This window comes from Blautia sp. CGZ-1-C1, from assembly GCF_056504575.1.
In genome coordinates, this window is sequence record NZ_JBWLUT010000163.1 from 1 (window position 1) to 22,427 (window position 22,427).

General features: G+C 42.5%; 22 protein-coding genes and 4 pseudogenes. 5 read left to right on the forward strand and 21 right to left on the reverse strand.

All coding sequences use genetic code 11. The features are described from left to right. From AC058W_RS15070 to acpP (AC058W_RS15170), 21 genes are all read right to left on the reverse strand, one after another. The coding region (locus tag AC058W_RS15070; RefSeq protein WP_479390263.1) for a GTP-binding protein at window positions 1–192 on the reverse strand (192 nt) is incomplete at its 3' end. 174 nt (window positions 193–366) lie between these two features. After that, window positions 367–1,158 carry a SpoIIIAH-like family protein gene (locus AC058W_RS15075; RefSeq protein WP_117845712.1) on the reverse strand — a complete coding sequence of 264 codons (792 nt, stop codon included), beginning with the start codon at window positions 1,156–1,158 and terminating at the stop codon, window positions 367–369. Window positions 1,159–1,168: 10 nt separating this feature from the next. Continuing rightward, complete coding sequence (locus AC058W_RS15080) at window positions 1,169–1,486, reverse strand: hypothetical protein (RefSeq protein ID WP_243009382.1); 318 nt, start codon at window positions 1,484–1,486, stop codon at window positions 1,169–1,171. Then, window positions 1,473–2,036 (reverse strand): stage III sporulation protein AF, encoded by a 564-nt coding sequence (locus AC058W_RS15085; protein WP_117845710.1) that lies wholly within the window; start codon window positions 2,034–2,036, stop codon window positions 1,473–1,475. The genes AC058W_RS15080 and AC058W_RS15085 overlap by 14 nt, the downstream gene beginning before the upstream one ends. Before the next feature lie 60 nt (window positions 2,037–2,096). Beyond that, window positions 2,097–3,311: a stage III sporulation protein AE gene (locus AC058W_RS15090; RefSeq protein WP_118590738.1), complete on the reverse strand. Its 1,215-nt coding sequence runs from the start codon at window positions 3,309–3,311 to the stop codon at window positions 2,097–2,099. Then, window positions 3,308–3,694 (reverse strand): SpoIIIAC/SpoIIIAD family protein, encoded by a 387-nt coding sequence (locus tag AC058W_RS15095; RefSeq protein WP_243098524.1) that lies wholly within the window; start codon window positions 3,692–3,694, stop codon window positions 3,308–3,310. The genes AC058W_RS15090 and AC058W_RS15095 overlap by 4 nt, the downstream gene beginning before the upstream one ends. A 93-nt stretch (window positions 3,695–3,787) precedes the next feature. After that, window positions 3,788–3,982 carry a stage III sporulation protein AC gene (spoIIIAC, locus tag AC058W_RS15100; RefSeq protein ID WP_117677161.1) on the reverse strand — a complete coding sequence of 65 codons (195 nt, stop codon included), beginning with the start codon at window positions 3,980–3,982 and terminating at the stop codon, window positions 3,788–3,790. 35 nt (window positions 3,983–4,017) lie between these two features. Continuing rightward, window positions 4,018–4,536 carry a stage III sporulation protein AB gene (locus AC058W_RS15105; RefSeq protein WP_117677130.1) on the reverse strand — a complete coding sequence of 173 codons (519 nt, stop codon included), beginning with the start codon at window positions 4,534–4,536 and terminating at the stop codon, window positions 4,018–4,020. Further along, complete coding sequence (gene spoIIIAA / locus AC058W_RS15110; RefSeq protein ID WP_242986889.1) at window positions 4,521–5,459, reverse strand: stage III sporulation protein AA; 939 nt, start codon at window positions 5,457–5,459, stop codon at window positions 4,521–4,523. The genes AC058W_RS15105 and spoIIIAA overlap by 16 nt, the downstream gene beginning before the upstream one ends. Window positions 5,460–5,547: 88 nt before the next feature. Next, a complete protein-coding gene (locus tag AC058W_RS15115; protein WP_118630074.1) occupies window positions 5,548–6,675 on the reverse strand; it encodes a YncE family protein in 1,128 nt (375 codons plus the stop codon). Between the two features lie 3 nt (window positions 6,676–6,678). Continuing rightward, window positions 6,679–7,233 carry a 4'-phosphopantetheinyl transferase family protein gene (locus tag AC058W_RS15120; protein WP_117845705.1) on the reverse strand — a complete coding sequence of 185 codons (555 nt, stop codon included), beginning with the start codon at window positions 7,231–7,233 and terminating at the stop codon, window positions 6,679–6,681. Next, on the reverse strand, window positions 7,230–9,056 hold the full coding sequence (locus AC058W_RS15125) for an ATP-dependent helicase (protein ID WP_479390264.1): 1,827 nt from the start codon (window positions 9,054–9,056) through the stop codon (window positions 7,230–7,232). The genes AC058W_RS15120 and AC058W_RS15125 overlap by 4 nt, the downstream gene beginning before the upstream one ends. Before the next feature lie 2 nt (window positions 9,057–9,058). Further along, entirely contained in the window at window positions 9,059–10,510 is a 1,452-nt protein-coding gene (gene gltX / locus AC058W_RS15130) for a glutamate--tRNA ligase (RefSeq protein WP_118590742.1), read from the reverse strand. Between the two features lie 189 nt (window positions 10,511–10,699). Further along, a complete protein-coding gene (locus AC058W_RS15135) occupies window positions 10,700–12,415 on the reverse strand; it encodes an acetyl-CoA carboxylase carboxyltransferase subunit alpha (RefSeq protein ID WP_118411631.1) in 1,716 nt (571 codons plus the stop codon). Window positions 12,416–12,515: 100 nt separating this feature from the next. After that, the gene (locus tag AC058W_RS15140) at window positions 12,516–13,862 is read right to left on the reverse strand and encodes an acetyl-CoA carboxylase biotin carboxylase subunit (RefSeq protein ID WP_479390265.1); all 1,347 of its coding nucleotides are present in this window, start codon (window positions 13,860–13,862) and stop codon (window positions 12,516–12,518) included. A 2-nt stretch (window positions 13,863–13,864) separates the two neighbouring features. Then, on the reverse strand, window positions 13,865–14,296 hold the full coding sequence (gene fabZ / locus AC058W_RS15145; protein WP_118630076.1) for a 3-hydroxyacyl-ACP dehydratase FabZ: 432 nt from the start codon (window positions 14,294–14,296) through the stop codon (window positions 13,865–13,867). 220 nt (window positions 14,297–14,516) lie between these two features. Next, window positions 14,517–14,999 carry an acetyl-CoA carboxylase biotin carboxyl carrier protein gene (accB, locus tag AC058W_RS15150; protein WP_117845697.1) on the reverse strand — a complete coding sequence of 161 codons (483 nt, stop codon included), beginning with the start codon at window positions 14,997–14,999 and terminating at the stop codon, window positions 14,517–14,519. 4 nt (window positions 15,000–15,003) lie between these two features. Further along, entirely contained in the window at window positions 15,004–16,239 is a 1,236-nt protein-coding gene (gene fabF, locus AC058W_RS15155) for a beta-ketoacyl-ACP synthase II (protein ID WP_117845695.1), read from the reverse strand. Window positions 16,240–16,391: 152 nt separating this feature from the next. Then, window positions 16,392–17,132 (reverse strand): 3-oxoacyl-[acyl-carrier-protein] reductase, encoded by a 741-nt coding sequence (gene fabG / locus AC058W_RS15160; RefSeq protein WP_117677140.1) that lies wholly within the window; start codon window positions 17,130–17,132, stop codon window positions 16,392–16,394. Then, window positions 17,133–18,053 (reverse strand): ACP S-malonyltransferase, encoded by a 921-nt coding sequence (gene fabD, locus AC058W_RS15165; protein WP_117677141.1) that lies wholly within the window; start codon window positions 18,051–18,053, stop codon window positions 17,133–17,135. It lies immediately after the preceding gene. A 215-nt stretch (window positions 18,054–18,268) separates the two neighbouring features. Next, window positions 18,269–18,502 (reverse strand): acyl carrier protein, encoded by a 234-nt coding sequence (gene acpP / locus AC058W_RS15170; RefSeq protein ID WP_117677142.1) that lies wholly within the window; start codon window positions 18,500–18,502, stop codon window positions 18,269–18,271. Between the two features lie 141 nt (window positions 18,503–18,643). Here acpP (AC058W_RS15170) and acpP (AC058W_RS15175) point away from each other — a divergent pair. The 5 genes and pseudogenes from acpP (AC058W_RS15175) to AC058W_RS15195 form a co-directional block, all read left to right on the forward strand. After that, window positions 18,644–18,882 (forward strand): annotated as a pseudogene (gene acpP, locus AC058W_RS15175) (acyl carrier protein). Window positions 18,883–19,097: 215 nt separating this feature from the next. After that, window positions 19,098–20,016 (forward strand): annotated as a pseudogene (fabD, locus tag AC058W_RS15180) (ACP S-malonyltransferase). Continuing rightward, window positions 20,017–20,752, forward strand: a pseudogene (gene fabG / locus AC058W_RS15185) (3-oxoacyl-[acyl-carrier-protein] reductase). A 152-nt stretch (window positions 20,753–20,904) separates the two neighbouring features. Further along, window positions 20,905–22,140 carry a beta-ketoacyl-ACP synthase II gene (gene fabF, locus AC058W_RS15190; RefSeq protein WP_117845695.1) on the forward strand — a complete coding sequence of 412 codons (1,236 nt, stop codon included), beginning with the start codon at window positions 20,905–20,907 and terminating at the stop codon, window positions 22,138–22,140. Between the two features lie 4 nt (window positions 22,141–22,144). Continuing rightward, window positions 22,145–22,427 (forward strand): annotated as a pseudogene (locus tag AC058W_RS15195) (acetyl-CoA carboxylase biotin carboxyl carrier protein); the annotation flags it as partial.

Sequence of the window (22,427 nt, forward strand, 5' to 3'; positions counted from 1 at the left end):
TCTCTCTTTCTCGATTTCCATCCAGTCTGATACTGCATGGCGGGCAGTTGCCTTACCTTTAACACTACCGGCAAGGTTGATAGCTCCGCCATACAGCAGGAATTTCTCAGTCAGTGTTGTCTTACCTGCATCCGGGTGGGAAATAATGGCAAATGTTCTTCTTTTTTCTATTTCGTTCGTATACTTAGACACGTTTAGCCTCCTGTACGCTTTCTTAGATTAATTATTATCTGCAACTGTCCAGCATCCAGCCAAACAGTATCTGTTACGTTTCCTATTTTTTTACAGCATTCCTATTCTAGTATATGCACCGCTTTTCTGTCAAGATATATGTCTGTTGATTTTCAGGATATTTCTGTCGGGCTGTCAATCATAAATGTCAGTCGTGTCAATCGTTGCATCTTCATATGGCTGTGCGGATGTCTCACTGTCCTCATAGAAAGTATCATCTGATGATCCGTCTGATGTGTCTGAACTTTCACCAACATCTGCCGCTGTGTCTACGCTGTCCTCTGCAACATCTTCTCCTTCTTTCAGCGGAGTGATCACAATATTCTCTGCGGCAATTCCTGTCTTTCTTTTTACGATATCTTCGATCTGTGCCCTCTGGGCATCAGAAAGTTCCGCATCCGGAACTACTATATCTGCAGTTTCTCCGGTAAGATTTACCACGACATCCTTAAATCCTTTCGCTTCCAGCAAAAGTTCTGCCGCCGCTTCTTTCTCCGAAAGGTCTGTCATAGAAACCATGGTATGTATTGCTTCCTGCTTCTCTTCATCATCAATCCCCTCATTATTGATAATGTCCTGGAGGTCAGCTTTATTCTGAGACCGAACCTGTTCTCTGCTGATTTTTGCCTGTGCGGCAAATCCGGTAGAACCTGTAAGCACCGCCTCTCCCGGCGTATCTGTTTCCTGGCTGTTTGTGAGGCTGTCATCTGTAAGACTTGCACTTTTATCCGACTGATTTTCATCCAAAAGGGCTGTCTCATCTGTGAGATCATATCCCGCATCTTCAAGGATACTGCTGCTGTCCGTACTTGCTTCCTTATCCTTAAATCCAAGATCTACATCTGCAAAGTTCAGATATCCTGCTACTGCAATGAGAATTGCCAGTGATGTAATGATGACCTGATTTTTTTTGATGACTTTTTTCACATTTCTCTCCTCATTTCATTTTCATTATTCTAATTCTATGAGCGTCCACCTGAAATAATGCCATTACTGCCTCCTGAATCTCCCGTATCACCACAGGATCTCCACCTCCTTCTGCCGAGATCAGAACGCCTGTCACCTGTATCGTGCCGGAATTATAAAAACTCTGTCCGTCCTTCTTCTCATCTGTCATCAGAATGACCTGTACTTTTCCCACTCCGTCCACATTTTCAAGAAGCGCTTCCAGTTTTTCTTCCAACATGCTTTTTTGAAGATCTGCTGTTTCATTCAATGCAAAAGTGGTCTTTTGTTTCTTATCAGAGACTGGCATCGCTGCCACGGCCAGAAGTATCCCAAGAAGTAAGAGAATCCCCCACTTTGCCGGACTCATCTTTGGCAGTTTGGATATGAATCCTGTTTTCATTAATCCCCCATTCTTCCACCAGTTCATCTGCGATCCCCCTTTTCTCTTCCTGCGAAATCTTTTTCTTTAGTAAAATCTCTGCCTGCGCGTCCTCTCCTTCTATATTTACTTTCACCTTATATACTTCTATGCCTCTTTTTTCCAAAGATTCTCTGATTTTCTGTTCCAGCTCCATTTCATAGCCTTTTTCCAGATATATCTTTTGTAGATTTTGAAATTCCTGAAGTTCTTTTTCTTTATTCTCCCTCGAAAAGTTCTCCAGAAAACTCACCGTCAGTTCCTGACCTTTTCCAAGAATAGAAAATATCGGTGTGCTCATCATAAATATCAGTAGCAGCCCCATAAAAAAACGCACATATTTTTCATATTTTTTATCCGGAACCAGATTGAGAACAGCTGTAAAAAAAATATAAAACACAGCCAGATTCCGGATCCATAAATACAGCTCTTTTTTCATCCACTCCTCCTGCTGAATATTCTATAGCCGGCCAGGAAAATCAGCTGTGCTATGATTGTTTCAGGATACGCCTGCAATAACAATTAAAAAAGTCAGCATACAAAGTACTTCCGCAGTCATCAGAAGTTTCAGAAGCAACGCACAGCCTTCTCCCATTGTTGTCAGCGCTCCCACAACTCTTTTATCCGAGACAGGCTGTGCAAGTGCCGCCAGAAAGCGATAGATCAGTGACAGGCTCCCATAATGAAGCACCGGGCCTGCTCCGATCACTAGTAATAAAATGACGATCACAACTCCCAGACTGTTTCGAACCATCACCGCACTGGTCAGCACCAGCTCTGTCACCGCAGTTACCGCATTTCCGATTCCGGGGATTGCACTTGCAGTTTTTCCTATGGCAGATCTTTTCAACGTATCGATCACAGGACTTACCATGTTCCTCACAATCTGAAGTCCCACTACAGTTCCCAGAAGTGTTTTCAGCCCCCAGCTCACAGCAACATCCAGAAGTTCAGCCATTTTGCTGAGCATTTCTTCTTTTGACAGGTGATTTACCATCTTCAGAAGTACGCTCAAGTTAATGACAGGAAGAAACAGATTTACAAGCAGCCACTGAATCGCCCATACCATCAAAAGAACACCCTCATAAAACACAGCTGCCGTTGCAGCCCCTGTTGAAGCAGTTACTGTCATAAAATAAGCCGGAGACAATACTTTCATAAAATTTACCAGTCCCATAAGCCGTTGCGACAGAACATTTCCTAATCGTGTAAAGTTCTCCATCAGTATCATAAACAGAGCAAGATAAACAATATAAAAACTGATACTTCCAACCTGTCCATCTCCAAATACATCTGCAAACTCTGCCAGCACCGCCGCAATCAGTATGATCAGCAACAGTTTCCATATCATCTCCTTCTCATTCTTCATTTCCGAAAAAAAGAGACTGCACAAAAAACTTCGTACAGTCTCTTTTGAAATCGGTTCTTCCCCGTTTATTAAATTCAGTAATGCTTCTCTGACGGAAAATGTATGGTCAGCCATAATCTCGTTTAGCATCTTCTGCATATCATCAATCTGTATTTCATCGAGCAGTTGCTCCTGTAACGCCAAAGAAGTCGATTCTTCCTGCTGCTCATTCTGTGTAGCAGCTTTTACGAGTACTGTCTGCTTCCCAAAAAATATAATACCCTGCATGATCATCACTGCCGCTATCCTGCGCAGTATCTTCTTGCGCAGGATTTTCTTATGTAGGCGTATTTCTTTTTGCATCATATCATAAACTCCGAAATCGTATCAAGGATTGCCAGCAACACCGGCATGCTTAATACCATTACTGACAACTTGCAAAAAAGGTCTATCTGTGTTCCGATCGTCTGATATCCAGCATCTTTACAGATTGCTGATGAAAACTGTCCGATATATGTAATACCAATGATCTTTATCAGAACCGTCAGATAACTGCTGTCTATGGGAAAGCTTTCTTTCAGTCTGTTCATCGTTTCAAACAAATATGAAACCTTTCCGGCCGCCAGACTAAGGATCAGAAAACCGGTTGTCATAGTCACAAGTGCTGCAAACTCCGGTCTGGTTTCTTTCAAAATAAATCCTAACATCATTCCGCAGATTCCCATGACCGAAACTTTTACAATATCCATGATCGTCATCCTTTCTGATGCTAAGCATAAGATTACAGATTAATATTTTCAATTGAATCAAGTATTCGAAATCCGCTTTCACTACTTGCCTGATCAAAGTACAAATAACTGTTGAATACTCTCAAACAATTCATAAATATACGGAACAATCCAGAACAGCACCATCAAAAGCCCTGCCAGACTCACAAGAAATGCCTGTTCTTCTCTTCCACTGTGCTTCAGAATCTGGCAGAGAATGGAGACCAGAATTCCCACTGCAGCGATTTTGAAAATAAGGCTTACCTCCACAGTCTCTCCTTTCCGGCTTCTGCCTTTTGATTCCATTACAGGAAAAGAACAACTACAAATATTCCGCCCAGAATTCCCATACTACGGTATAATTTTCTTTTTTCATGAAAATCTTTCTCAAGTTCCCTGATTGCATATTCGGTTTCTTTTTCCAGCTGGTCCAACTGTTTCAGCTGCATCTCCAATCCAAGATAACCCAGTCGGTCTCCCAGTGAATAAAAACGTTCTCTTTCCTCTTTAGAAAGGCAGCTCAGATCAAGACATTTCCCTGCACATTCTCTGAATATTCTGCCAAAAGTCACTCCTGTTTTCTTTTTCATCTCCTGTGCAGTAAGTATAAAAAATTCTCTGTACTTTCCTTCCAGTTTACCGGAAGCGCCTGTAAAAGCATCGTACAGAGATTTATTTCCATAGCGTATTTCCCCTCTTAAGAGGATGATCATCCGTAAAATCATTTCCAGCATTTTCTTTCGTTTTCCAAGTTCAGCACTCTTGGCTGATCCAATGCCAATGCCGGAAATCATAATCACACATAATCCTATTGTTTTAAGCATACCCTGCCATTTTCGTCAAGCACGGCCTCAAGACAACCTGCCTGATCATTTTTGTCAAGAATAATATATCGTTCAAATACCTTTTCACTCATGAGCTTATAGAAAAATGGCTGCTCCAGAACATCTTCCAGACAATTTCCATGTGCAGTTGCGATCAGCTTACATCCACAATGGATCACTGACTCAACTGCCTTGAAATCTTCCTCACATCCCAATTCGTCCACAGCCACCACATCCGGTGACATGGAACGCACCAGCATCTGCATTCCTTCCGATTTCGGACAGCAATCCAGCACATCTGTGCGCATCCCCAGATCATTCTGCGGAATCCCCTGATAACATCCTGCCAGCTCACTTCTCTCATCCACCACACCGACAGTCAGGCCAGGAGTGTTTGCCCAGCCGTTACTCAGCTGCCTGATGATATCTCTCAATAAGGTAGTCTTTCCACATCTCGGCGGTGAGATGATCAGTGTGTTTGCAACCCATTTCTCTGTACGGATATAAGACATTACTTTATCCGCGCATCCCTGGATCTCATGGGCCAGACGGACATTAATACAGGAAATATACTTCATTCCCATGATCCTGCCTCTGTCCAGCACGACTTTACCGGTCACTCCTACTCTGTGACCGCCCTGAACACTGATATATCCCTGTCTGATCTCATCTTCATAAGCATACAGGGAATATCCTGTCACGTATTCTAATGTTTCTTTCAGATCCTCCCTTGTTACCAGATATTGCTCCTGGCCCGGTTTTCTCAAGAAACATTCTCCTCCGTCATATGTCAGAAATAACGGACGCCCTACCCTCAGGCGTATTTCATATAATTTATCATAGTTAAGCTCCGCATCCATCAGTAACTGCCGGATATTTCCGGCAAACAGGTTTTCAATCTGCTGCGCTTCTATGTGTCTCACCTCTTTACCTCAATATCTACAGATTGCTCCGCTGTAAACAGCTCCCGCAATCCTGCATATCATAATATATGTGGACAAACCGTTTTTATTACTCTTCCTGATAGGAGTCTTCCATTTTAGTAAGATCCAGTTTCAGCACACGGTCTACCACATTGCCTGCATATCCTCTGTACGCATAGGCACCTGATTCAAAAAGTACGTAGAGTTCATCTCCATCTACTACGATCTGCTCGATCATCTCAGGCATTCTGTATGATCTGGCGGAATTTTCATTTACATACAGTCTCTTATCTGACTGCTCGTAGAAAACAATTCGAGACGGTAAAATTCCAAAAGAATGGGACAGCAGCAATTTATCGTTATAAAAAGCCATCCCCTGTGCCTGCTCTGATATCGTAGAATAATCCAGAGGAACTGCCATCTCAAACATCATGCCTAATTCCTCGTCAAAAGTATTCACCAGGTCTCCCTGCTCATCTACCGCATATCTTGCGATCATACTTTCTGTATATTTGTTAAAACAGCCAACATACAGGCATCCCTTATAAAAGGTCATAAAGGAATCTCTCACGATTCCGTAAAGACTGCATGTCTGGTTTACCTGCACAGGCATATGGTTGTCTGCATAATTATACTCTCTCAGAACATCCATCTTAATACTGACTGCCTGCGCAATCCCATTCGTATTTGAAGAGTACCACAACATATCATGATCCGGGTCGTATGCAAGTCCCCCTACATGAGGCAGACCAGGCAGCACGACTTCTTTGATAAATCTGTGAGTTTTTTTGTTTATCACATATATAACGGAGTTGTGTTTTGCCGTATGACAGTATGCACTTACAAGTACATACTCATCCGTTACCGCAAGGCCCTGCGGGGTCATGGATGTACATACTGCCTGCTTCGTACCTTGTGCATTCAGAAACGTTCTGGTATATTTCAGCCCCGGAATGATATAAGTTCCGTACTCCTTTTCTTTTTTTCTGCCATCAAAAGCAAATTTGTTCAATTCCTCCTGCTGTGACAGCATCTGAATCTGTCCCCGCAGTGAATACACTGCTGCATCCTGATTCGTTACAAGATATTTTGCAGGAGGCTCTGTCTTACCTCTGTATACGAAAGCATATCCCCAGAAAGCCAGTCCAAGTGCAAATACAACCATCAGCACCTTCACTGCCAGTCTTCGGATTTCTTTCTTCGTCTGTTTATTCATGTCTTACCCAAGTAGTATGATATCTTCAAACTTCCAGCAGATTTCCATGGGATTCATTGCCCATACGGCTCCACTGTAACCATCTTCCATGTCAAGGAGCATACTGCTGCCTTCATTCATTGATATTGTCCTTAAGTCCCTGGAAAGCCCTTCACCGGTCCATTTAATATAAGCTTCCCGTAATACCCACTGTTCAAAAAAACGCTCTTGCATATCCGCGCTTGCCAGAATCTCATTATACTCATCTTCCGGTACCATGCGCTTAAGCATCCTCTCATAATTAGCCTTACGATGAATCTGTACATCAATTCCAACTTCCTGGTCAGCCAGAATACATACCACATATTCTCCCGAATGACTGATATTATAATGTAAAGACGGACGATAAGATAGGAAAGGCTTCCCATGTTCACCTTCCGCTCTCGGCTCATAACTCAGATTGATATTATATTCCTTTCTGAGCGCAGTCTCCAAAAGCTTCTCTGCGATCATGTGTTCCATATGCGCACCCACATATTCTTCCCGTATCTTCGTATAATAAATTACTCCTTTATTCATAGGCCTGTCTCCTCAAGGAACCGAGATGGCTCCCGTTCCTTCTCATACTGGTGTCTCACATAGGAAAGTACAAGTTTCTTCTTTGCTCTCGTCATACCTACATAAAACAATCTTCGTTCTTCTTCCACTGCTTCTGCAAGAACTGCCTTACGGTAAGGAATACTTCCCTCATTGACATTCAGGATATACACGATATCATATTCCAGGCCTTTCACAGCATGAAGGGTGGATATGGTCACTCCCGCTCTGTGATCCTGTTGCTTTCTCGCCTGTTCATTCAGTCTCTTTGTATATTCCTCTATGTATACCTGCCACTGTGCAAGGTTTTTCATCCCTTTTGTACTTTCATGAATCCTGTCCAGAGTTTCAAGCAGTTCCTCTGGTTTTATTTTACGATACTGTGCATATTCGCGCAAGTATTCTTCGAATCCCATTCCTTTTCGGATAAAATTAATTGCGGCAAAAGGAGAAAGTGTGCCAAGAATCTTAAGATGAGTCTCCAATGTAGTAATTCTGTCACACATCCAGTCTTTATCTTTATAATATTCCCGTAACTGCTCAAAATTAATCTGTGTATTCTTCAAAGCTTCCCTTGAAATATATCGATTAGGCCTGTTCATCACTTCCAGAAAATTCTTCCGGCTTCTGTCACCTGCCGACATCTCAAGATAAGCCAGAATACTGCGGCAGATCCAGTGGCGGAAAAGATTGGGCAGCTGCTCTTTCATGGTAAATGGAACCTGATACTCCATCAGTGCATTAATCAGCCCTTCTGACTCCTGATTGGTACGGAGCAGAATCGCTGTATTTTCCAGATTCTCACCACGCTCCAGTCTCTTTTTCAAAGCCGCTACCACACACATATACTCTTCTCTGGGATTATCAAATTCCTTGCAGGTGACTGGCATTCCTTCTTCATTCGGTGTAGTAAGCTGCTTCTTAAATCGTTTCGTATTGCATGAAATCACTTCCATCGCTGTATGTAAAATATTCTTACTGCATCTGTAATTTACATCCAGAAGAACAGTCTCCGCTTTCGGATAATCCTTTGTAAAATTCAGCATGATCTCCGGTCTCGCTCCCCGAAAATGATAGATAGACTGATCATCATCCCCCACAATAAATAAATTATTGGCAGGGGCAGCCAGCATCTGCAAAATCTTATACTGCAAGCTGTTAATATCCTGAAACTCATCCACCAGGATATAGACAAACTTTCGTCTCCATGCATTCAGAATATCTGGTCTCTGGGAAAAAAGTTCATAGCAACACAATATCATATCATCAAAATCCAGTTTACGTTTTGCTTTCAGCGTCTGCTTATATCCTCGAAAAATATCCCTGAAAATCTCATCTGAACAGCAGGAAGCATAATAGTACTCCGGAGAAATACAATTTCCCTTTACAACACTGATTTCTTTGGCAATCTCCTCAAGAAAATCTCCTTCCTGTGCCATTTCCTGTCCATATTTCTCAGTCATTTCCCTCAGAATACTATACTTCTCTTCCTCAGAAAGAATATTAGCCGCACTCAGATGATATGCCGCCTTTAAGATCCCATAAAAAATTCCGTGGAATGTTCCAAAAGTCACTTCGCTTCTGTCTTGTCCCACGAATTTCAAAAATCGTTCTTTCATCTCTGTCGCCGATGCTCTGGAAAAAGTTACAACCAAAATAGAAGAAGCCGGTATCTTCCCCTCATTGATCATGTATGCAGTTCTCTCCACAATAACGGATGTTTTCCCCGAGCCGGGACCTGCCAGAACCATCATAGGTCCCGACAGGTGAGCGATAGCCCGAAGCTGAGATGGATTTCTCTTCATATTTATTTGCTTAATTTCTCAATAGCCGCCTTTACTCGTTTGATCGTCTCATCTTTACCGATGATCTCCATAATCTCTGTTGCACCGGCAGGTGTCATCTGCTTACCTGAAACAGCAGTACGTAAAGGCCACATTACATATCCGTTCTTATAACCGTGCTCTTTGACAAAGCCGCTTAATGTCTCATATAACGGATCGTTCATGTAATCTTCCTGCTCTTCAAGAACCGGGAGTACTTCTTTTAATACTGCAAGAGAGGTCTCTTCATTTGTTTTCATTTTCTTGTGGCAGTACATAGCAGAATCATATTCCGGTACTTCCTCAAAGAAATCGATCAGAGCCAGGATATCAGGGAATGTCTCGATTCTTGTCTGAACCATTCCGGCAATCTTCTTAAAGTTATAATCTTTCTTCAGAACCTCTTTCATGTACGGAAGAGCTTTCTCATAGAATTTGTCCGGATCCATTTTCTTAATATACTCACCATTCATCCAGCGAAGTTTTGCAACGTCAAAGACTGCCGGTGATTTATTGATATGATGATAATCAAATGCCTGAACCAGTTCATCCAGTGTAAAGATTTCTCTGTTGTCAGCCGGACTCCATCCAAGAAGTGCAACATAGTTGATAATTGCTTCTGAAACAAATCCCTGATCCAGCAGATCTTCATATGAGGAATGTCCGCAACGTTTAGAAAGTTTCTGATGTGTCTCATCTGTGATCAGAGGACAATGTACATAAACCGGGATATCCCATCCGAATGCTTCATAAATACGGTTGTATTTCGGAGCTGAGGAAAGATATTCGTTACCTCTTACTACGTGAGTGATCTCCATTAAATGGTCATCAATAACATTTGCGAAGTTGTAAGTCGGATATCCGTCAGATTTGATAAGAATCAAATCTTCAAGTTCTTCGTTATTTACTGTGATATCTCCATAGATTACGTCATGGAAGGTTGTTGTTCCTTCTGTCGGCATGTTGAAACGGATAACATGTGGTTCTCCGGCATCCAGACGGCGCTGTACTTCTTCTTTAGAAAGTCTGAGGCAGCGTTTGTCATAGATAGAAATTTCTTTGCCTGCAACAACTCGTTTCATGCCTTCCAGTTCTTCTTTCTGACAGAAGCAGTAGTAAGCATCTCCCTGTTCTACTAACTGCTGTGCATATTTCAGATAGATTCCCTGTGCCTGACGTTCACTCTGTACATACGGACCGAATCCTTTGTCTTTATCCGGACCTTCGTCATGAACCAGTCCTGTTTTGGCGAGTGTACGGTAGATAATGTCTACAGCGCCTTCTACGTAACGTTCCTGGTCTGTATCTTCAATACGGAGGATAAAATCTCCGCCTTCATGTTTTGTAATGAGGTATGCATATAATGCTGTTCTTAAATTTCCAACATGCATTCTGCCTGTAGGGCTTGGTGCAAATCTTGTTCTGATCTTAGCCATAACTTTTCACTCCTGAATTTTTAGTCAATCTGTAAAAAAAGGCCCTGCTTAAAAGCAGCGCCTTTCTACTTTCGGGTTTATTATACGTCAGAGGCTTTTTTATTTCAAGACAGGATATGGGAATTTTTTTAATTTGTTTTAGAAAGGGGACGCATGGTGGATACTGGCTGTATAACATAACGTTAGTTCTCACATTCTGCGAAATCTTTCATACCTTTCCTGCGCGATCTGCTCTGCGGTTTTTCCGGATTGGTTTATAAGGAATTGTTTCATGCGGATTTTCATGTATTCTGCGATTTCCGGAAGGGTTTCTTTGCTGGCGGGGTGTTCTTCGGGGATGATTCGTTCAATGATTCCCAGTTCTTTCAGGTGTGCTGCTGTTACTTTCATAACTTCTGCGGCTTCGGGGGCTTTTTTGCTGTCTTTCCAGAGGATGGATGCAAATCCTTCCGGGGAGAGAATGGTGTAGGTTGCATTTTCCATCATCCAGACTTCGTTTCCTACGGCCAATGCAAGGGCACCACCGCTGCCGCCTTCTCCGATTACGATAGAGAGTACCGGCACTTTGAGATCAGAAATTTCCAAAAGATTGCGTGCAATGGCTTCTCCTTGTCCTCGTTCTTCGGCTTCGAGTCCGCAGAATGCTCCGGGGGTGTCTACGAATGTGATGACTGCCCGGCCAAATTTCTCGGCTTGTTTCATCAGGCGGAGAGCTTTTTTATATCCTTCCGGGGAGGGCATTCCGAAGTTGCATCTGATGTTTTCCTTTGTAGTGTGGCCTTTACGGATTCCGATTACTGTTACCGGCTGTCCGTCGAGCGTGGCAATTCCGCCGATGATTGCGGCATCATCTTTAACACCTCTGTCACCATGGAATTCCATAAAGTCGTCGAAGATTGTATCAATATACTCTGCGGCCGACGGGCGGTCATTACTTCTGGCAATTTTAACTCTGTCCCAGGCAGTGAAATTTTTTTGTTTCTTTTGTTTTTTCTTTTTTCCAAAAGTATCAATTGCTCTTGCGACAGTTTCTTTAGGAAATTCTTTGTATTGTTCTCTGGTGCTGTGCATTTTTAATACCAAAGACAGTACCTCTTTCATGGATCCACGTTCTGCGATTCCATCCAGAAAGCCGTGGTCCAGAAGAAATTCCGGGCGTTGGAAGCCTTCTGGCAGTTTCTGACCTATGGTCTGTTCGATGACTCTTGGACCTGCAAATCCGATCAATGAGCCAGGTTCTGCCAGGATGATGTCTCCAAGCATGGCGAAGCTTGCTGTAACGCCTCCGGTTGTTGGATCTGTCAGTACAGAGGTGTAAAGAAGTCCTGCTTTTGAATGGCGTTTAATGGCTGCGGATGTCTTTGCCATCTGCATCAGGGAGATGATTCCTTCCTGCATTCTGGCGCCGCCGGAGCAGCAGAAAAGAATGACCGGAAGTTTCTGTCTTGTTGCTTCTTCGAATGTGCGGGTTATTTTTTCTCCGACTACATAGCCCATGGATGCCATCAGAAATCTGGTATCCATGGCGCCGATTACTGTCCGGATCCCTCCGATGGTGGCTTCCCCAATTAAGATTGCTTCATCCAGTCTGGTTTTTTCTTTCAGGTTTTCTATTTTCTGTGGGTAGTCCGGGTAGTCCAGGGGATTGTTATTTTCAATTCCCGTAAACCATTCTTTAAAGCTTCCCTCGTCTGCGATCATCTTAATGCGGCGTTTTGCGCTGATTCTAAAATATCCTCCGCACTTCGGGCACGCATAGGCATTGGATATTACGTCTTCTTTATAAACCATTTCTCCGCATTTCGGACATTTAATCCATAACCCTTCCGGTACGGAAACAGATGCGGCCTGTTTATGCCGTTCTTCTGAAATTGTTTTTTTAAAAAATCTTTTTAAGTCTGCCATTGATCCTGCTCCTTTATGTAACCCGTTTCTCTTCTTTTCTCAAATCAATTCTGCCTGCGGCGGGTCGTTTTAGCGCCGTAATTTCTCTATAAAATCTTTATCACAAATCCGGATAATGCTGTGGTATGAAATCTGTGGTGATATTTCCTTCCTGGAAATCCGGCTGGTTGAGGAGTTCATACAGAAAATCTACGTTCGTCCTTACCCCTTCTATTGCAACTTCTCCCAGTGCACTGATCATTTTGCGGATAGCATTGTGACGGTCTTTGTCATAGACGATAATCTTCGCAATCATGGAATCGTAGTATGGTGGAATTACATAGTCATTGTATACTGCGGTGTCTACACGTATCCCATTTCCTCCAGGCAGATGTAATCCTGTGATCTTACCCGGGCATGGCATGAAATGTCTCGCAGGATCTTCTGCATTAATCCTGCATTCCATGGCATGTCCGCGAATTTCTATGTCTTTCTGCCTGATACTTAATGGTTCTCCTGCTGCAATACGGATTTGTTCTTTAATCAGATCCACGCCTGATACAAATTCTGTCACTGGATGTTCTACCTGGATTCTGGTATTCATTTCCATGAAGTAGAATTCTCCGGACTGGTCCAAAAGAAATTCGATTGTCCCGGCACTTTCATAGCCTGCGGCTTTTGCGGCAAGAACGGCTGTCTCCCCCATTTTCCTTCGAAGTTTATCTGAAATTGCAATACACGGTGATTCTTCGATCATCTTCTGATGGCGACGTTGTACAGAACAGTCACGTTCTCCAAGATGGATCACATTTCCGTATTTATCGGCAAGAATCTGTACCTCTACGTGTCTTGGATTCTCCACAAATCGTTCCAGATACATCGTATTATCAGAGAAAGAATGTATCGATTCCTGCTGCGCTGTCTCAAATAATTTGCCAAATTCCTTTTCGTTTCTTGCCACTCGCATTCCTTTTCCGCCACCACCTGCGGATGCCTTGATCATGACCGGAAAGCCTATCTCCTTTACAGCTTCCTGTGCCTGTGTGACTGTATAAACCGGCTCTTTTGTTCCCGGAACTACCGGAACTTTGGCTTTTCGCATGGTGTTTTTTGCCTCAGATTTATTTCCCATTCTGGAAATTACTTCTGCGGACGGACCAATGAATGCTACGTTACATTTCTCACACATTTCTACAAAGCGGCTGTTCTCTGACAGAAAACCAAATCCCGGATGAATCGCTTCTGCCTTTGTGGCAATCGTAGCACTTAAAATCCGTTCCATATTCAGATAGCTGTCTGTAGACGCCGCTTTACCAATGCAGACTGCTTCATCTGCAAGCTGAGTATGTAAGGCATCTTTATCCGCCTCCGAATAAACAGCAACCGTACGGATTCCCATTTCACGACAGGCGCGGATGATCCGCACTGCAATCTCTCCACGATTGGCGATCAAAATTTTTCCAAACATTTTTATGCTCCTACTGCAAAGGTCAATTCTGCGATTACTGCTACCTTGCCGTCCTGATTGGTGGCTTTTGCTCTGCCGACTCCCATAGGACCTTTTTCTTTGATAATCTCTACTTCCAGAGTCAGAGTATCTCCGGGTACTACTTTATTTTTAAATTTCGCATTATTGATAGATGCAAAGTATGCGATTTTTCCTTTATTTTCCGGTTTGCTTAAGATTGCAACTGCTCCTGTCTGGGCAAGTGCCTCAATGATCAGTACTCCCGGCATTACCGGTTCCTGCGGAAAATGACCTGCAAAATATGGCTCATTATAAGTTACGCATTTCTTTCCTGTTGCTCTCACTCCCGGCACCAGTTCTTCAATCGTATCAATTAAAAGGAACGGATGTCTGTGTGGAATAATTTCCATAATTTCTTTTGTTGTTAATTTCATGAGCTTTATCTGCTACTGTTTACTCCTGATACAGCAGCAATACCTCCTTTCCTTTATTATATACTCTTGGAGCCTTTATTGCACTTGCTTTTATGGCTGATTTTTCGCCAGATGCACCCGAATTTTATCAACGTACGCACCGCGTACGCCTCAAAAATCCGGGCACATCTGACAAAAAATCTTCTCATAAAATCAAGTACAAAAAGATTCCGAGAGTACATTATTCTATCACAAACATGGGCTGTCCGAACTCTACCATTTGCTCATTTTTTACCAGAATTTCTTTAACTGTTCCGTCAAATTCTGATTCTATTTCATTCATCAGCTTCATTGCCTCAACGATACCCAAGACCTGCCCTTTACTTACTTTATCTCCCACTTTTACAAATGGGGCACTGTCCGGTGAGGAAGCTGCATAGTAGGTTCCCACAAGTGGAGATTTCACTATATTTCCAGTGAGTTTTTGTGTATCATCTGCTCTGTCTGTGTCTTTCTGATTCTGTGCGGCGGCCTGTAAAGTCGGCTGTACTGTTGGCTGATAACCAGCCGCAAAGGATGCTGTATCTGCGCTTGCGGCTACCTGCTGTACGATTGTCTTCTCTGTTGACATGGAAATATTTAAGTTTCCATCCTGCAAATTAAATTCTGTCAGATTAGAATCGCTGACTGCATGAATGAGTTCCAGTATATTTGATAATTCCATCTACTTAGTCCTCGTATTTCTTAATAAGTAAGGAAGCATTATGTCCACCAAATCCAAGAGAGTTGGATAATGCATATTTAATGTCCATCTTAACCGGGCCATCTCCTACATAATCCAGGTCACATTCCTCATCTGGCACCTGATAACCAACTGTCTGATGAATCAGGCCTTCCTGAAGTTCTTTTACACAGGTGATCACTTCTACAGCACCGGCTGCTCCGAGAAGGTGTCCTGTAATAGATTTCGTAGAATTTACTTTCATTTCTTTTGCATGTTCACCGAATGTTTTCTTAATAGCGATTGTCTCAAATAAATCATTATGATGTGTGCTTGTGCCATGAGCGTTTACATACCATACGTCATCTGTGGAAATTCCAGCTTCTTTTACGGCAAGTTCCATAGCTTTGGCAGCTCCGGAACCGTCCTCTGCCGGAGACGTGATATGAAATGCATCACCTGTTGCACCGTATCCTACAACTTCACCAAGAATCTTCGCACCGCGTGCTTTTGCGTGCTCCAGTTCTTCGAGAACAACGACACCGGCACCCTCGCCCATGACAAAGCCGCTTCTTTCTTTATCAAACGGAATAGAACATCTTTTAGGATCTGTGGAAGATGTCAGCGCAGTAAGCGCCGCGAAACCACCAAATCCTGTTGGTGTAATGGCAGCTTCTGTTCCGCCTGCAACCATAACATCTGCATCAGAACACTGGATGGTACGATATGCTTCACCGATACTGTGGGTTCCTGTCGCGCAGGCAGTCACAACATTGATGTTTTTTCCGCGAAGCCCAAACTGAATGGAGACATTTCCGGATGCCATGTTGGAAATCAGAAGCGGAATCATCAGTGGATTCAGTCTGCCTGGTCCTTTCGTGTTAAGAATTTCGCAGGATTTCTCAACAACCTGCATGCTTCCGATACCACTTCCAACGCTGCATCCAACGCGAAATGGATCTTCTTTCGTCATATCCAGTCCGGACTGCTCAATTGCCTCTTTTGCCGCAGCTACTGCATACTGGCTGAAAAGTTCCATACGCTTTGCCGATTTAAAATCCATATAATCTTTTGCATTGAAATTATTGATTTCTGCTGCCATATGTGCTCTGTATTTACTTGAATCAAAACGTGTGACTTCCGCAAAATTTGTTTTGCCTTCTTTCACGCTGTTCCAGAATTCTTCTACACTCAATCCTACCGGAGTGATTGCTCCCATTCCTGTGATTACAACTCTTCTCATTTTATTACATATAATCTCTGTTTATCCTCTTTGAGGATAATGGATTATTCCCCTTTCTCCCTGTTTCCTGGGTTTGGTCTTAGTTATCTGTCAATATCTTATTCTCACTTTACAGTTCATCGTATTTCCCGATTTTATATCCCTGGGAAAACTTATACATTCATTCCACCATCCACACTGATGACCTGTCCTGTGATATAATCTGCTTTGTCTGATGCCAGAAATACCGCCACATTCGCGATATCTTCCGGTTTTCCAAATCGTCCCAGGATAATCTGTCTGCAGGCATTTTCCCTGATTTCTTCTGAAAGAACGCCTGTCATCTCTGTATCCACAAATCCCGGTGCGATTGCATTTACTGTGATACCGCGGCTTCCGAGTTCTCTTGCCATTGTCTTTGTCAGACCGATCACACCTGCTTTAGACGCTGCGTAATTTGCCTGTCCCGCATTTCCAAGAATTCCGGAAACTGAAGAAATATTAATAATTTTTCCACTCTTTTGTCTCAACATCTGACGGGCACTGTGACGAATTGTATTAAATGTACCTTTCAGATTCACATTCAATACAGAATCAAAATCCTCTTCCTTCATTTTCATGATCAATCCGTCTTTCGTAATTCCTGCATTATTAACCAGAATATCCAGACGTCCATGCTCTTTCACAATGTCTTTGATCATTGCTTCACATGCCTCAAAATCACTGACGTTACATTTATATATAGAAGCTTTTCCGCCATTTTCTTCGATTGTCTGTTTTACTTCTTTTGCTCTTTCTTCAGAACCGTTATAATTAACGACTACCTCTGCACCTTCTTTCGCAAGGGCAATTGCAATCGCACGTCCGATTCCACGTCCCGCACCTGTGACAAGTGCAACTTTATTCTCCAGCATTTACAGGCACTCCTTTCTTACTGCTTCCAAGTCTTCTATTTTCTCTATGTGTAATGCTTTCACATTCCTGTTAATCTTCTTGAGGAAGCCTGTCAGAGTTTTTCCCGGTCCAATCTCAATAAACGTATCTACACCATCATTTATCATCTGCTCCACGCATTGCTGCCAGCGGACAGAAGAAGAAACCTGTTTTACCAGCAGATTCTTTACCTGGTCTGATTCTGTAACATATTGTGCAGTCACGTTTGTCACATACGGAATTGCGAAAGTCTGGATTTCTATTTTCTCCAGTTCTTCTCCAAGCTTTTTACCTGCTTCCTTAAGAAGCTCGCAGTGAAACGGTCCACTGACCTTAAGCGGAATCACACGTCTTGCGCCGGCTGCTTTTAATGCTTCTCCCGCTGTCAAAACCGCCTTTTCCTCTCCTGTGATCACAATCTGTCCAGGGCAGTTATAGTTGGCAATGGATACGATTCCCGGTGTCTCTTCGCAAATCTTCTCAATCAGTTCTGCATCTGTTCCAAGAATTGCTGACATCGCACCGCCTGTCGGATATGCCTCCTGCATCAGGATTCCTCTTTTTCTTACTATGGCAAATGCATCCTCTTCTCTCATTACTCCAGAGGCTGCAAGCGCACCATATTCTCCAAGGCTTAGTCCTGCATTTACCTGAGAGTGGATTCCCGCTTCCTCTACAGCTCTTAAGATTGCGATTTCTGCTGTCAGCATTGCAATCTGTGTATATTCTGTAATATTTAAATTCTCATTTTCCTCAAAGCACAACGTCTTTATATCCAACCCCGAGACTTTCGAAGCTTTTTCAAATACTTCACGGCTTACAGGAAATTTTTCATAAAAATCTTTTGCCATTCCTGTGTACTGTGCGCCCTGTCCTGGAAATACAAATGCAATTTTGGACATATCATTTTCCTTTCTTCATTTCTACTCAATAGTCAAGTGGATAAAAGTATTCCTTTTCGTTACTTGATTCGTTTAAACCAGTATAAATTCTCTTTAGTATGTTTATTATTTCAAATTATTTTGATTTAAAATATTTTGATATTCAAATTATAATATCAAAAAATTATCCCCGGAGTCATTTCTGACTCCAAGGAACGATTCATAAATCACTGTAATTAAGCTTCTACGCCTTTACCTTTAAGGTAATCCATAACAGCACCAACTGTTGTTAAGTCTGTAAGGTCTTCAGCCGGAATCTCGATATTGTATTCATCTTCCAGAGCCATAACCAGTTCAAACAAATCAAGGGAATCTGCTCCAAGGTCATCCTTAAAAGATGTCTCAGCAGTAATCTCTGCTGCATCACAATTTAACTGTTCTGCGATCATTTCACTCATTTTTTCTAACATAGTTCTTTTCTCCTTTAATCCAAGCCCGGAATATCCTATTTTCTGCCTCCGGTTATTACTTCATTCAAAAATGAAGAAACAAGTAATAACCGGAGGCAGAAAACAGGATATTCCGGGCTTGGATTAAAGGAGAAAAGAACTGTGCTAGAAAAAATGAGTGAAATGATCGCAGAACAGTTAAATTGTGATGCAGCAGAGATTACTGCTGAGACATCTTTTAAGGATGACCTTGGAGCAGATTCCCTTGATTTGTTTGAACTGGTTATGGCTCTGGAAGATGAATACAATATGGAGATATTCCCGGCTGAAGACCTTACAGGACTTTAACAACAGTTGGTGCTGTTATGGATTACCTTAAAGGTAAAGGCGTAGAAGCTTAATTACAGTGATTTATGAATCGTTCCTTGGAGTCAGAAATGACGCCGGGGATAATTTTTTGATATTATAATTTGAATATCAAAATATTTTAAATCAAAATAATTTGAAATAATAAACATACTAAAGAGAATTTATACTGGTTTAAACGAATCAAGTAACGAAAAGGAATACTTTTATCCACTTGACTATTGAGTAGAAATGAAGAAAGGAAAATGATATGTCCAAAATTGCATTTGTATTTCCAGGACAGGGCGCACAGTCACAGGAATGGCAAAAGATTTTTATGAAAAATTTCCTGTAAGCCGTGAAGTATTTGAAAAAGCTTCGAAAGTCTCGGGGTTGGATATAAAGACGTTGTGCTTTGAGGAAAATGAGAATTTAAATATTACAGAATATACACAGATTGCAATGCTGACAGCAGAAATCGCAATCTTAAGAGCTGTAGAGGAAGCGGGAATCCACTCTCAGGTAAATGCAGGACTAAGCCTTGGAGAATATGGTGCGCTTGCAGCCTCTGGAGTAATGAGAGAAGAGGATGCATTTGCCATAGAAAGAAAAAGAGGAATCCTGATGCAGGAGGCATATCCGACAGGCGGTGCGATGTCAGCAATTCTTGGAACAGATGCAGAACTGATTGAGAAGATTTGCGAAGAGACGCCGGGAATCGTATCCATTGCCAACTATAACTGCCCTGGACAGATTGTGATCACAGGAGAGGAAAAGGCGGTTTTGACAGCGGGAGAAGCATTAAAAGCAGCCGGCGCAAGACGTGTGATTCCGCTTAAGGTCAGTGGACCGTTTCACTGCGAGCTTCTTAAGGAAGCAGGTAAAAAGCTTGGAGAAGAACTGGAGAAAATAGAAATCCAGACTTTCGCAATTCCGTATGTGACAAACGTGACTGCACAATATGTTACAGAATCAGACCAGTAAAGAATCTGCTGGTAAAACAGGTTTCTTCTTCTGTCCGCTGGCAGCAATGCGTGGAGCAGATGATAAATGATGGTGTAGATACGTTTATTGAGATTGGACCGGGAAAAACTCTGACAGGCTTCCTCAAGAAGATTAACAGGAATGTGAAAGCATTACACATAGAGAAAATAGAAGACTTGGAAGCAGTAAGAAAGGAGTGCCTGTAAATGCTGGAGAATAAAGTTGCACTTGTCACAGGTGCGGGACGTGGAATCGGACGTGCGATTGCAATTGCCCTTGCGAAAGAAGGTGCAGAGGTAGTCGTTAATTATAACGGTTCTGAAGAAAGAGCGAAAGAAGTGAAACAACAATGAAAATGGCGGAAAAGCTTCTATATATAAATGTAACGTCAGTGATTTTGAGGCATGTGAAGCAATGATCAAAGACATTGTGAAAGAGCATGGACGTCTGGATATTCTGGTTAATAATGCAGGAATTACGAAAGACGGATTGATCATGAAAATGAAGGAAGAGGATTTTGATTCTGTATTGAATGTGAATCTGAAAGGTACATTTAATACAATTCGTCACAGTGCCCGTCAGATGTTGAGACAAAAGAGTGGAAAAATTATTAATATTTCTTCAGTTTCCGGAATTCTTGGAAATGCGGGACAGGCAAATTACGCAGCGTCTAAAGCAGGTGTGATCGGTCTGACAAAGACAATGGCAAGAGAACTCGGAAGCCGCGGTATCACAGTAAATGCAATCGCACCGGGATTTGTGGATACAGAGATGACAGGCGTTCTTTCAGAAGAAATCAGGGAAAATGCCTGCAGACAGATTATCCTGGGACGATTTGGAAAACCGGAAGATATCGCGAATGTGGCGGTATTTCTGGCATCAGACAAAGCAGATTATATCACAGGACAGGTCATCAGTGTGGATGGTGGAATGAATGTATAAGTTTTCCCAGGGATATAAAATCGGGAAATACGATGAACTGTAAAGTGAGAATAAGATATTGACAGATAACTAAGACCAAACCCAGGAAACAGGGAGAAAGGGGAATAATCCATTATCCTCAAAGAGGATAAACAGAGATTATATGTAATAAAATGAGAAGAGTTGTAATCACAGGAATGGGAGCAATCACTCCGGTAGGATTGAGTGTAGAAGAATTCTGGAACAGCGTGAAAGAAGGCAAAACAAATTTTGCGGAAGTCACACGTTTTGATTCAAGTAAATACAGAGCACATATGGCAGCAGAAATCAATAATTTCAATGCAAAAGATTATATGGATTTTAAATCGGCAAAGCGTATGGAACTTTTCAGCCAGTATGCAGTAGCTGCGGCAAAAGAGGCAATTGAGCAGTCCGGACTGGATATGACGAAAGAAGATCCATTTCGCGTTGGATGCAGCGTTGGAAGTGGTATCGGAAGCATGCAGGTTGTTGAGAAATCCTGCGAAATTCTTAACACGAAAGGACCAGGCAGACTGAATCCACTGATGATTCCGCTTCTGATTTCCAACATGGCATCCGGAAATGTCTCCATTCAGTTTGGGCTTCGCGGAAAAAACATCAATGTTGTGACTGCCTGCGCGACAGGAACCCACAGTATCGGTGAAGCATATCGTACCATCCAGTGTTCTGATGCAGATGTTATGGTTGCAGGCGGAACAGAAGCTGCCATTACACCAACAGGATTTGGTGGTTTCGCGGCGCTTACTGCGCTGACATCTTCCACAGATCCTAAAAGATGTTCTATTCCGTTTGATAAAGAAAGAAGCGGCTTTGTCATGGGCGAGGGTGCCGGTGTCGTTGTTCTCGAAGAACTGGAGCACGCAAAAGCACGCGGTGCGAAGATTCTTGGTGAAGTTGTAGGATACGGTGCAACAGGTGATGCATTTCATATCACGTCTCCGGCAGAGGACGGTTCCGGAGCTGCCAAAGCTATGGAACTTGCCGTAAAAGAAGCTGGAATTTCCACAGATGACGTATGGTATGTAAACGCTCATGGCACAAGCACACATCATAATGATTTATTTGAGACAATCGCTATTAAGAAAACATTCGGTGAACATGCAAAAGAAATGAAAGTAAATTCTACGAAATCTATTACAGGACACCTTCTCGGAGCAGCCGGTGCTGTAGAAGTGATCACCTGTGTAAAAGAACTTCAGGAAGGCCTGATTCATCAGACAGTTGGTTATCAGGTGCCAGATGAGGAATGTGACCTGGATTATGTAGGAGATGGCCCGGTTAAGATGGACATTAAATATGCATTATCCAACTCTCTTGGATTTGGTGGACATAATGCTTCCTTACTTATTAAGAAATACGAGGACTAAGTAGATGGAATTATCAAATATACTGGAACTCATTCATGCAGTCAGCGATTCTAATCTGACAGAATTTAATTTGCAGGATGGAAACTTAAATATTTCCATGTCAACAGAGAAGACAATCGTACAGCAGGTAGCCGCAAGCGCAGATACAGCATCCTTTGCGGCTGGTTATCAGCCAACAGTACAGCCGACTTTACAGGCCGCCGCACAGAATCAGAAAGACACAGACAGAGCAGATGATACACAAAAACTCACTGGAAATATAGTGAAATCTCCACTTGTGGGAACCT